The following is an 11,350-nucleotide window of genomic DNA, read 5'->3' as shown; positions in this document are numbered from 1 at the left end:
CGTTTGACGTTAGCGGTAAGGCAGAAATAAGAGAATGAGGCGGCTCTGCGTCAAAAGACCAGACGGCGCAGATAACGACGCCGTTACCGGCTTCAGGATTGCCGGCCCTTGATCGGTGGTCGCACCCGGGCCTTGGCCGTGCAGGCTTCGCCGAGCCGGCGCCGTTCAAGCCAGGGTTGCAGCACACTGAGCCAGAGTTCGCGTGCCCCCATGATCCAGATCGAGATGCCGAAGGGAATCAGGAAATACAGGATCCGGAACACCACCAGCGTCGCCAGCAGCTGTTCCTTGCCGAACTGCGGCAGCGCCACCAGCATCGCGGCGTCGAACACGCCGATGCTGCCGGGGGCATGACTGGCAAAGCCGAGCAGCGTTGCCAGGATGAACACCACCGCCAGTGAAACGAAGTCGATATGCGGCTCGGTTGGCATCAACAGATACATCGCCAGCGCGCAGAACCCGAGATCGACGACGCCGATCACGACTTGCAGCAGCGTCAGCCGGGCAGACGGCAACACGACCTTCCAGCCGTTCTGCCCGAGCTCGCGGCGACCCTCGCCCATCAGTATCCAGACGAAATAGGCGGCGATGCCGGCCAGGCAGCCGAGCGCGATCAGCCGGTTCATCGCCGGCGGCAGCAGGTCCATCGCCGTTGCCGCCTCGGGATGCCAGGCCATGCCGCAGCCGAGCACAAACAGATTGCCCAGCCAGAAGGTCAGGCCGGAGAGGAAGCAGATTTTTGCGACATCGATCGCGGTCAGGCCGTAGTCGGAATAGATCCGGAACCGGATCGCGCCGCCGGTAAAGACGGTGGCGCCGATGTTGTGGCCGATGGTGTAGCTGGTGAAGCTCGACATCGCGGCGATGCGATAGGGCACGTGCGTCTTGCCAATGGTTCGCAACGCGAAGAAATCGTAGAAGGTCAGCGTGCAAAACGCGCCGACCACGCACAGCGCGGCCAACGCGATCCGATGCGGGGCGATGTCGGTGAGCGCAGTCAGGATAACGCCGGTGTCGACCCCCTTGAGGGTTTGAACCAGGTGGGTAATCGCAAGACCGATGATGAGTAGACTCGCAGCGATTCCCAGCCGTTTCCAGCCGATCTTCTTCTTGAAGCCACGCCCGAGCGCGGTCAGCAGCCGATGCATTCATCCTCCCGGCGGGGCGGCAACGTAAATATCAAGGTCTGTCACGACAGGTGACAGTCGACGGTTAGAGGGACCGTTCGCGCAACCCATAAGCCAAAACCGGGCCGTTGTGCAGCCCTTGACAAGCATGCCTTTTGGCTTCGTTCGCCGTCCTTGTCATACGCCCTACATATGTCGCCGCGTTAACGATTTTGAGTCGCATCGAGGTCCGTTCCGCGTGCTCTTTTTGCCGTTCCGTCCGTTCCATCACGGCGTTTTCGAGGCCTTCAGGAACATCCTTTTCGCGAGCCGGTTAGCTCCCCGTCAGCATCGAACATGAATAGCGCGCGTGCGGCCGGGAAAAGGCCTGCGCCTGCATGTTCCCCAAACGAAGGATGACCACAATGGGACTCTTCACCAGAGACATCCAGACCATGAACGACCTGTTCATCCATCAATTGCAGGATATCTATTATGCCGAAAAGCAGCTCGTGAGAGCATTGCCAAAAATGGCCGAAAAGGCCACCGACAAGCTGCTCAAACAGGGCTTTTTGACCCATCTCGATGAAACCAGGACGCATGTAGAACGCCTCGAGGAGATATTCCGCATGCACGGCGCCGAGGTGAAGGCGGTCGATTGCCCAGCGATCGACGGCATCATCGAGGAAGCCGACGACGTCGCGGGTGACGTCGCTGACAAGGCCGTGCTCGACGCAGCCCTGATCAACGCCGCGCAGGCCGCCGAGCATTATGAGATCACCCGCTACGGCAGCCTGATCGCGTGGGCGCGGCAACTTGGACGCAATGATTGCGCCAGCATCCTGCAGAAGACGCTCGACGAGGAAAAGACGGCCGACAAGAAGCTGACCACACTTGCGGAAGGCAGGGTCAACCTGCGGGCCGCAAGCTGATTTGGTCGCGCAGTTGAGGCAAAACGCCGCGCCGGGAGCAATTCTCGGGCGGCGATTTCGCGAGCGGAGACATCGCAGCCATACTTCGATCATTAGCGAAACGTTTGGTTGAAACGGACGCATTTGTAGACCGGATTCGTGAAATGAATTCGCCGTCACTAAAGGTGCTCCGGAGCCGTCCAGGTATGGTTGGCTAACCTGAACTTAACCATCGGCGGCGGGTACTTCCGGTGAATTTTCAAAACGTTGTTCACCATCCGCGCAACTGAGCTGCGGTGGGTTACCTCAAATATACGAATGGAACCGCAATTACAGGCCACTGGGGAGTCTGTAAATGTACCGCGTTCTAACTTGTCTCACTACCGAGCATGACTGGCGTCTGGTCGTATTGGCAGGCACCATTTGCTGGCTCGCCAGCGCCGTCGCCATCAGCCTGTTTCATCGGGCCAGGGCGTCAAGCGGCCGAACGCGCGCGGTTTGGATCGGCCTCGATGCGGCTGTCGGCGGCTGCGGAATCTGGGCCACCCATTTCGTCGCGATGCTGGCGTACGATCCAGGTGCGAACGCCGGATACAGCATATCCATCACCTCGTTGTCGCTGGTCTTCGCGATAACCATCGTCGCCATCGGTCTCTGCATTGCATTGTCCAGTGCGCGCCAATCGGTAATTGCGCTTGGTGGCGCCGTCATTGGCGGCGGTGTCGCAGCGATGCACTATACCGGCATGGCGGCGCTCGAGCTTCCGGCGTTCATCGTATGGTCGCCCGGCATCGTTGCGGCCTCGATTGTGTTTGGCAGCCTGTTTGCGGCCATGGCGCTTCTCGTCGCCGTGCGTCGCGACAATCCCGTTCACACCGTGGCCGCCACCGGGCTGCTGACGGTTGCGATCGTTTCGCACCATTTCACGGCGATGGGCGCCGTCACGCTTGTTCCCGACCCGACGCTTGGTAGCGACGGGCTGTCGATTTCTCCGACCGCGCTTTCGTTCCTGACGGCGGTCGCGGCTTTCGCCCTCCTCGGTCTGTCGCTGCTGGCGTCCATGATCGACCGCCGCGCGAAGAGCGAACTCCATCAGCAGAAAGTCCTGCTCGACACCGCGCTCGACAACATGTCGCAGGGACTCTCCATGTTCGATGCGGATGGCCGCATCCTCCTGTACAACGATCGCTATGCCGAAATGATGGGACGGACCGGTATAGACCTTCAGGGTCGTTTGCTGCTCGATGTGCTTCGGCAGCAGAAGGTGCTCGGCCGCTGGGATGGCGATCCAGATCAGTTCGTCGCCAGCGTGATCGCCGAGGCCAGGGCCGGCAACAGCGTGACCAGGACGGTGAGCCGCAACGGACGTTCGATCCGCGTCGTCGATCAGCCGATGAAGGGCGGCGGATGGGTCGCCACCTTCGAGGACATCACCGAATGGCAGGCGGTACAGGAACAGATTTCGCATATGGCGCGGCATGACGCGCTGACCAATCTGCCGAACCGCACGCTGTTCCGCGAACAGCTCGAAAAGGCCTTGCGGCTCGTCAGGCGCAGCGATCAGCTTGCGGTGCTGTGTCTCGATCTCGATCACTTCAAGGATATCAATGATTCGCTCGGCCATCCGGTCGGCGACGCGCTGCTGAGAGAGGTCGCACGGCGTCTCGGCGAATGCGTGACGGAGCACGACACGGTGGCGCGGCTCGGCGGCGACGAATTCGCGATCGTGCAGTTCTGCAGCGATTGCGAGCCGTCCGCCGTCGCCATGCTCGCCAGCCACGTGGTCGAGAAGGTTTCCGCGCCCTACGAGATCGCCGGTCACCAGCTCGTCATCGGCGTCAGCATCGGCATTTCGCTGGCGCCGGAGGACGGCAAGAATCCCGACGAGCTCCTCAAGAAGGCCGATCTTGCGCTCTACCGCGCCAAGGAGGACGGCCGCGGCACTTACCGCTTCTTCGAGACCGGAATGGACGCGCGCGCGCAGGCGCGGCGGCTGCTGGAACTCGACTTGCGCGCGGCGCTGAAGCGCGGAGAGTTCGAGGTCTATTACCAGCCGATCCGCGACGTTGCCAAAGACGTGGTGGTCGCCTTCGAAGCCCTGGTGCGATGGAATCATTCGCTGCGCGGCATGATCTCTCCGGTCAATTTCATTCCGCTGGCGGAAGAAACCGGCCTGATCGTGCCGATCGGCGACTGGGTGTTGCGCCAGGCCTGTATGGACGCGGCGCAGTGGTCGCAGGATGTCGGCGTCGCCGTCAATCTCTCGCCGGTGCAATTCAAGAACCTCAACCTGGTAGCGTCGGTGAAGGATGCATTGAGTGCTTCTGGCCTTCCGGCGCATCGGCTCGAACTGGAAATCACCGAATCGGTGCTGCTGCAGAACACCGAGGCAACGCTTTCGGTTCTGCATGAGCTTCGCGGCTTCGGCGTCAAGATTTCGCTGGACGATTTCGGAACCGGATATTCGTCGCTAAGCTATTTGCGCAGCTTTCCGTTCGACAAGATCAAGATCGACCGCTCGTTTGTCAGCGAACTGGCAACGCGCGAAGATTCCATGGCGATCGTCCGTGCGGTGACCGGCCTCGGCAAGAGCCTCGGCATCGTCACCACGGCCGAAGGCGTCGAGACCGATGCGCAATTCGATCTCCTTCGCCAGGAGGGGTGCACGCAGGCGCAAGGCTATCTGTTCAGCCGCCCGCGTCCCGCCGCCGACGTGGAGAACATGCTGATACAGCCGCGGCAGCGCCTGATCGCTTAAGCCTTGCGCAGCGCGAAATGCGCGCCGCAGAACGCCATTGCCGCACCGAGGCATAGGGCCGCAAGGCCCGCCAGCACGCCTGATATGGTCGGGACGGGGCTCGGCGCCGAGGCGGCCTGTCCCGCGCCGGCGAGGATCAACACGCCAACCACGATCAGGAACTGGCGCATCCGCTGTGGAATTTGGCCCGAGGCCGCGCTGTGCATCAGGTTGGCGGTGAAATAGCCGCCGGAAAAGCCGACGGTCGCGATCAGCCACCAGGCGATCGCCGCGCCCGCGGGCATGAATTCGCTGGTATCGGACCGCCACAGGCCGCCGAGATCGAGCCCGTAACGCGCGCCCAGCATGTGGACGGCCAGCGCCAGCAAAACTCCGGAAACAATCGCGCCGGCCAGGATCAGGCGGCGCGGAAAATAAGTCGTCTCGGCCATGGCCCGCTTGTAAGGTAAAGCCGGCTCGCCGCGCAAGCAGGCGGCTTCAAACGACACGGGATATTTTGGATTGCCGACATCATTGCCGAACCAGGCCGGGGAAGGCGAGGGCGCGCGCACGATCAGCTACCTCTACAAGGCGTCGCTGATCTCGTCGGCGTATCAATTCGAACTGACGGATGCCGGATTGTCGTGGCGGATCGGCCGCCGGTCCGGTGTGTGGCCCTATGCCGATATTGCTTCGATCCGCCTGTCGTACCGGCCGATGTCGATGCAATCCCGCCGCTTCCGCGCCGATATCGCAAGGGCCGGGGAGGGGCGGATCGCCATCCTTTCGACGACCTGGCAGACCGTCTCGTTGATGACGCCGCAGGACCAGGGCTACCGCGTCTTCATCACCGAGCTGCATCGAAGGATGAAGGCGGCAGGCAGCCAGGCTTCCCTGACCGGCGGCATCGGGACGGTGACCTATGCCACGGCGGTTGTGATGCTGGCGCTGCTGGCCATCGCCATGGTCGGGCTTCTCGTCCGGGCGCTTGCGACTTCCGAATTCACCGGCGCGTTGTTTCTTGTCGGCATGGCGGTCTGGTTTGCCTGGACGATCGGCGGTTTCATCAAGCGCAACCGGCCGCGCAGATACTCGTTCGACGCGCTTCCTGAGACACTGCTGCCGTAACAGGCTTCGCAATCAAGCGACACGAAATGTGATTTCGCGAAGCACCGCAGGGCACGGCACTCTACGCGGCGTTCCCGATAACAGCTGATGACCGTGACAACGACGACGCGATCGCCGACGGAAGCCGAGATTGCCGCGATCAATGCACAGCATCTGATCGAGACGCCGCTGCGGCCGGCCGACCTGCTGTTCGTGTTCGGGACGCGGGTGGATGTCGGCGAGCGCGTCGATGAAGCCTGCCGGCTGTGGCGCGAAGGGTTTTTTCGCTGGGCGATCGTGAGCGGCGGCGTGACGCCGGGATCCGATCTGTCGGAATGCGAGATCATTGCCGGTGCAATGGTCGCGCGCGGTGTTCCCGCGGACCTCATCCTGAGAGAAGATTGCGCGATGAACACCGGCGAGAACGTGATCTTCTCGCTGCCGATCATCGACGCCGCGCTCGGGCTCGCCAGCATCCGCAGCGTGATCTGTCTCGGCAACACCTGGACGGCGCGCCGCTATCCGATGACGCTGCACCGGCACTGGCCGGAAGTGGAGAAGATGCTGGTCATGGTCGACAGTTTCAAAACGCCGCGGGCGCTGTGGCACACCGACGCCGAATTCTCGCGCCGCATGCTCCATGAGTGGGACAAGATCGAGCCGTACAAGGCGAGGGGCTTTATCGCGGAGTGGCCGGGGCGTGAAACGCGCGATCGGTAACTCTACTCAGTCGTATCGACGTCCTCTTTCGCCGTCAGCATTCCCGAAAGCGTGCGCAGCGCCAGATCGAGTTGTTCGGTGCTGGGGGCGCCGAGCGCGAGACGGACGGCGTTGGGGGCGTGGCCGGGGCTCACGGCGAAGGTGGTGGAAGGGGTCAGCGCGATGTCGCGCCGGGCCGCGGCCGCGACGAATGTCTGCGAGCGCCAATGCTGGGGCAATGTCAGCCAGAGATGGTAGGATTTGACATTCGCCTGAACCTCGAAGCCGGCGAGGTATTTGGCGGCCATCTGCTGGCGCCGCGCCGCATCGATCCGTTTCAGGCGTGACAGTTCGGCCACCGTGCCATCCGCCATCAGCCGTTGTCCGGCTGCAAATGCAAATCCGGAAGCCGTCCATCCGCCCGAGCGAACCGCGGCCATGATGCGCTCGCGCAGGCGCGGCGGCGAAACGATGAAGCCGAGTGCAAGGCCGGGCGCCACCTTCTTCGACAGGCTGTCGAGGGTGATGCAGCTATCCGGCGCGAGCGCGGCCATCGGCGTTTCTTCATCGAGGAAGCCATAGACCGTGTCCTCGATGACGGTGAGGCCGAGCTTCTCGACAACGCGCAGCAAATCGGCCCGGCGCGCCGGCGGCATGGTCATGCCGAGCGGATTTTGAATCGTCGGCTGAACGTACAGCGCGGACAAATGCGCTTCGCGGTGCGCCTTCGCCACCGCGTCCGGGCGAACGCCGTGCTCGTCCATCGCAAGCGGCACCAGCGTGACGCCGAGCCTGGCGGCGATGTCCTTGATGAAGGGATAGGTCAGCGCCTCGACGCCGCAGCGGCCGCCGCTCGGTACCATCGCTGCAAGGGCGGCGGCAATGCATTGCCTGCCGTTCGCGGTGAACACGAGTTGATCGGCGGCCGGGGTCCAGTCCTCGCGGGAGAGAAACTCGGCGGAAATGGTCCGTGCCGCCTGTGTGCCCGTCGTGGTCGAGTGCCGCAGCGCGAGATCGAGCACTTCGGGGCGCTCCAGCCCGGCAAGACTTCTTGCGATCATCACCGATTGCGTCGGCAGGATCGGATAGTTCACTTCGAGATCGATGCGCGCGCCGCGCGGCTCAGTCGGCATGGCGATGCCGCGGCGCGTCTCGCCCGAAACGAACGTGCCGCGTCCGACTTCGCCGACCACGAGGCCGCGGCGCAACAGCTCGGTGTAGACTCGGCTCGCGGTGGAGACCGCGATCTTCCGCTCATAGGCAAAGCTGCGCTGCGGCGGCAGGCGGTCGCCCGGTTTGAGCCCGCCATTGGCGATCTCGGCGGCGACGGTATCGGCAAGCTTCAGGTACTCGAACTTTGACATTATTGCACCGAGAGCAATGTTTTCCTTGCACCGAGTAGTGTATCGGATCATTTTGGAACCATCAAGCCAGAGATTGCACTGAGAGGGGTGCAAAACAATCGGTCCATTAAGGTGCAGGCGCTCTCGCAAGCGTTTGCGCCGGCGGCAGCGGCTTGCCGCGTGAAAGCAAGGAGAAGTGCGATGACCACGATCTATTCGACGGCAGCCCAGCCTGCGCCCCGGAGCTCGGTGAGCGGATTTTTCCGCCTGCTCGGAAGCTGGGTAAACGGCATCGTCACCTATTTTGCGCGCCGCCAGGCCATCCAGACCCTGAGCGAACTGGACGATCGCGCGCTCCGCGACATCGGCATCGAACGCAGCCGGATTGAATCGGCCGTACGCGGTAACGTCGATCCGGATTTCGGAAGGATCATGTAAGGCGTCTGACCTGATCGCTCTGCACAGCAACCGGCCCGGTCCATCGACCGGGCCGAAATGTTTGCGCGGATAGTGTACCGCGCCACGCGCGATCGTGCAGCGTGGCTAAAATATCCCACCACCCAGAATAGAATGCCGCCTCCTAGGTTCGCAGGACGCAGATTTCGTGCGCGATCGGTACCCCAACGATCAGCACGGTATCGAGCGAAAACTGGAGATGGGAATGTCGGGCGGAAGTTATTTGATACGGCGACACGCAATCGCGCTGGTGCCGCTGATCGCATCGGTCGGGCAGGCGCAGGCTGCATGCGACCCACCAGCGCCGGTCAACAACACGACCGTCACCTGTACCGGCACAACGATCAATGCCAACGGTACCACCGGCTACGGCACCACTAACGATAACGGCAACACCTATAACATCGGTGCCGGCGCCTCGGTGACGGGAGCGGATACTGGTCTGCGGTTCCGTGACCTCGGAACCGTCAACAATTCCGGAACCATTGCAAGCACGGGTGCTACCGGCGGCATCTCTGTCCAGATCAACGGCACCGTGAACAATTCCGGTGTCATTTTGGCAACGGGTACAGGCAGCGACGGCATTTTCATCCAGTTTACCGGGTTCGTCACCAATTCCGGGAGCATCTCAGGGGTGGGGCAGGGTCTCTCTCTCGGGAACGGCGAAGTGACGAACACAAGCGCCGGCACCATCCTGGGAGGGATAAACGGGGTTCATTTTGTCGACGATGCCAAAGTGTCCAATGCAGGCACTATCTCGGGTGGCACAGTTGGGATCGAAAGCCTCAAGGCGTTGAATGTCACGAACTCCGGCGCCATTTTCGGGCAGGCCGCCGATGGATTTGGCATTTTATCAGCCACCGAAGCCAATGTGACCAATGCCGTCACTGGCACCATTGCGGGTGGGCAGTTCGGCGTTTCCGCCCGTGTCGCCAGGGTAGAGAACGCAGGCACCATCGAAGCGACGGCTGTAGACGGCACCGGCATTCGGGGAGGCGACGCCGCCAACGTTGCGAATTCCGGCACCATCTCGGGCGGGAACAGCGGCATCACCGCCTTCACGCGCGCGACCGTGAACAACGGCGGTATCATCTCCGGCGGTGTGTTCGGCATCGCCGCCGGAAACGGCGGTAATGGCAGGATCGACGTCACCAATTCCGGTAGCATCGTCTCGCGCGACATCGCGCTCTCGGCCAGCGTCGTCAACCTCACTAATTCCGGCAATATCTCCGGCCGCAATAGAGCGATCGGCGCGAACAATATCGATCTCGTCAACTCGGGCGCCATGTCTGGCGGCGAATCGGCTGTTTTCGGCGACAACGTCAAGGGCATCAATTCCGGCTCGATTGCGGGAGGCAGGTTCGGTGTGGCGGCACACATTGCGACCATCACCAATTCCGGCAGCATTTCGGGAGCGCTTAGCGGCATCCTTGTCGACCGGGGCACGATAGCCAATTCCGGCACGGTGTCGGGCGACGTTGGCATCCTTTCCTTTGGCAGCGGCAGCACCATCGACAATTCCGGCACCATCGTCGGCACTGGCGGCACCGCGATCAAGCTGACCTCCGCCGCCGACACGCTGACATTGCGGGCCGGTTCGCGCATCATCGGCGTGGTCGACATGGGTTTTGGCGACGACATCGTCAATGTTGCGATCAGCGCGCCCAAAACCCGGGTGTCGTCACTGACGTCAGTGGCGCTTCCAACTTTCATAAATTTCACGGGTGTCCTCAACACCAGCTTCTCCACCGGCAACAACAATCCGGCGGTCTCGGCCGGGGCGACGCTCACAACCCTCGATCCGACCGCGCTGGCGCTGACCGATCGCGCGCTGATGGATTTCACCGGCGGCGTGTCGTCGCTGGTGCAGGGCCGGCTGAACGGCGTGTCGCCGTCGGCGAACGGATCGATGATGGCGATGGCCTATGCGCCCGACAGCGGCCATGCCGGAGGCTTCTTCAAGGCTCCCAGCGCTTCCGGCTGGAGCAATGCTGCGCCGATCACGGTGTGGGCCAACAGTTTCGGCGGTCAGCGCACCCAGGACGAGACAGCGGCCACCTTGCGCGCCACCAACACCGCCTGGAGTAGCGCCATGGGCATTGACCGCAAGATCCGGCCGGACTGGCTGGTCGGAGCCTTCATCGGCGGCGGCTCGGGGCGGCTGTCGGTCGATCTCGGCTCGCAGCGCGTCGATACGGATTACCTGTTCGCCGGCGCCTACAGCCGCTTCGAATGGGCCGCGCAGTTCTTCGATTTTACCGTGCAGGGCGGCAGCTCTTCCAACAAGTCGAGCCGGCTGGTGCTGAACAACAATGCCGCGGAGACGGCGAAGGCGAGCTATGACGGCTGGTTCATCAGCCCGGAGCTCGCCTACGGTCTGCGCTACGGAATCGGCAACGGCTATCTGCTGACGCCGACCGCGCGCGTGCGCTATGTCGCAGGCTTCTTCGACGGCTACTCCGAGACAGGCTCGGCGCAGGGACTGTCGGTCGGCGGCCGGACGCTGCAGAATTTCGAGGAGCGAGGCCAGCTCGAAGTGTCGAAGACAACGAACTTCTTCGGCGGCGACCACACGCTGAAGACCAGCGTGCATGGCGGCGTGATCGCGCAGCAGCGCGTCGGCGATGCCACCGTCAACACGGTGCTGATCGGGCAGGGGCTTTCGTTCGCGACTCCCGGCAAAGGCAGCACGGTGGGCGCCGTGTTCGGCGCCGGCTTCGACTACCACACTGCCAGGAACGTCGCGCTGTTCGGCGCGGTGGAAGGCATTGCGATGTCCGACCAGAGCCGCATCGGGACCGCCAGGGGTGGCATTCGCGTCGCCTTCTGACGGGGCGCAGGACACCTCGCACCGGCAAGGCGCGATCTTGATGATGCGCCGCGGCACAGCGACCGGCCTTGTGCCCGAACAGCCATCCTCCAATTGGAGGATGGCTGTTATTCCCTGCGACCGCCTCAACATAATTTGAGGAGACGATATGCCCGGATCAT

At 62.7% G+C, this 11,350-nt stretch carries 9 protein-coding genes; 6 read left to right on the top strand and 3 right to left on the bottom strand.

Features of this window, described 5'->3' with window-relative positions; translation table 11 throughout:
* Positions 1 to 92: 92 nt before the first annotated feature.
* Positions 93 to 1,148 (bottom strand): lysylphosphatidylglycerol synthase transmembrane domain-containing protein, encoded by a 1,056-nt coding sequence (locus tag V1294_RS29065; RefSeq protein WP_334501982.1) that lies wholly within the window; start codon positions 1,146 to 1,148, stop codon positions 93 to 95.
* A gap of 383 nt (positions 1,149 to 1,531) precedes the next feature.
* On the opposite strand from V1294_RS29065, the gene V1294_RS29060 reads away from it, so the two are divergent.
* Entirely contained in the window at positions 1,532 to 2,038 is a 507-nt protein-coding gene (locus V1294_RS29060; protein WP_334501980.1) for a YciE/YciF ferroxidase family protein, read from the top strand.
* A 334-nt stretch (positions 2,039 to 2,372) separates the two neighbouring features.
* Complete coding sequence (locus V1294_RS29055) at positions 2,373 to 4,775, top strand: EAL domain-containing protein (protein WP_334501978.1); 2,403 nt, start codon at positions 2,373 to 2,375, stop codon at positions 4,773 to 4,775.
* Here V1294_RS29055 and V1294_RS29050 read toward each other — a convergent pair.
* On the bottom strand, positions 4,772 to 5,206 hold the full coding sequence (locus V1294_RS29050; RefSeq protein ID WP_108513464.1) for a hypothetical protein: 435 nt from the start codon (positions 5,204 to 5,206) through the stop codon (positions 4,772 to 4,774). The genes V1294_RS29055 and V1294_RS29050 overlap by 4 nt on opposite strands.
* Before the next feature lie 70 nt (positions 5,207 to 5,276).
* On the opposite strand from V1294_RS29050, the gene V1294_RS29045 reads away from it, so the two are divergent.
* The gene (locus tag V1294_RS29045; protein ID WP_334501975.1) at positions 5,277 to 5,882 is read left to right on the top strand and encodes a hypothetical protein; all 606 of its coding nucleotides are present in this window, start codon (positions 5,277 to 5,279) and stop codon (positions 5,880 to 5,882) included.
* Between the two features lie 87 nt (positions 5,883 to 5,969).
* On the top strand, positions 5,970 to 6,581 hold the full coding sequence (locus V1294_RS29040) for a YdcF family protein (protein ID WP_334501973.1): 612 nt from the start codon (positions 5,970 to 5,972) through the stop codon (positions 6,579 to 6,581).
* A gap of 2 nt (positions 6,582 to 6,583) precedes the next feature.
* Here V1294_RS29040 and V1294_RS29035 read toward each other — a convergent pair whose 3' ends face one another.
* Entirely contained in the window at positions 6,584 to 7,924 is a 1,341-nt protein-coding gene (locus V1294_RS29035) for an aminotransferase-like domain-containing protein (RefSeq protein WP_334501971.1), read from the bottom strand.
* A 180-nt stretch (positions 7,925 to 8,104) separates the two neighbouring features.
* Between V1294_RS29035 and V1294_RS29030 the strand changes: the two genes are divergently transcribed.
* Together V1294_RS29030 and V1294_RS29025 are read left to right on the top strand one after the other, a co-directional pair.
* Positions 8,105 to 8,341 (top strand): DUF1127 domain-containing protein, encoded by a 237-nt coding sequence (locus tag V1294_RS29030; RefSeq protein ID WP_334501969.1) that lies wholly within the window; start codon positions 8,105 to 8,107, stop codon positions 8,339 to 8,341.
* Between the two features lie 223 nt (positions 8,342 to 8,564).
* Positions 8,565 to 11,189: an autotransporter outer membrane beta-barrel domain-containing protein gene (locus V1294_RS29025; RefSeq protein WP_334501966.1), complete on the top strand. Its 2,625-nt coding sequence runs from the start codon at positions 8,565 to 8,567 to the stop codon at positions 11,187 to 11,189.
* The last annotated feature ends 161 nt before the right edge of the window (positions 11,190 to 11,350 follow it).

Origin of the sequence: Bradyrhizobium sp. AZCC 1678, assembly GCF_036924765.1 — a bacterium.
In the GTDB taxonomy this organism is placed as follows: domain Bacteria; phylum Pseudomonadota; class Alphaproteobacteria; order Rhizobiales; family Xanthobacteraceae; genus Bradyrhizobium; species Bradyrhizobium algeriense.
Note: the sequence above shows the minus strand (reverse complement) of the source record. Positions and strands in the feature narration are given on the sequence as shown.

What these genes read in the sequence shown, in the direction of transcription:
- V1294_RS29065 (WP_334501982.1), bottom strand. Translation starts at nt 1,148, where the DNA reads ATGCATCGGCTGCTGACCGCGCTCGGGCGTGGCTTCAAGAAGAAGATC.
- V1294_RS29060 (WP_334501980.1), top strand. Translation starts at nt 1,532, where the DNA reads ATGGGACTCTTCACCAGAGACATCCAGACCATGAACGACCTGTTCATC.
- V1294_RS29055 (WP_334501978.1), top strand. Translation starts at nt 2,373, where the DNA reads ATGTACCGCGTTCTAACTTGTCTCACTACCGAGCATGACTGGCGTCTG.
- V1294_RS29050 (WP_108513464.1), bottom strand. Translation starts at nt 5,206, where the DNA reads ATGGCCGAGACGACTTATTTTCCGCGCCGCCTGATCCTGGCCGGCGCG.
- V1294_RS29040 (WP_334501973.1), top strand. Translation starts at nt 5,970, where the DNA reads ATGACCGTGACAACGACGACGCGATCGCCGACGGAAGCCGAGATTGCC.
- V1294_RS29035 (WP_334501971.1), bottom strand. Translation starts at nt 7,924, where the DNA reads ATGTCAAAGTTCGAGTACCTGAAGCTTGCCGATACCGTCGCCGCCGAG.
- V1294_RS29030 (WP_334501969.1), top strand. Translation starts at nt 8,105, where the DNA reads ATGACCACGATCTATTCGACGGCAGCCCAGCCTGCGCCCCGGAGCTCG.
- V1294_RS29025 (WP_334501966.1), top strand. Translation starts at nt 8,565, where the DNA reads ATGTCGGGCGGAAGTTATTTGATACGGCGACACGCAATCGCGCTGGTG.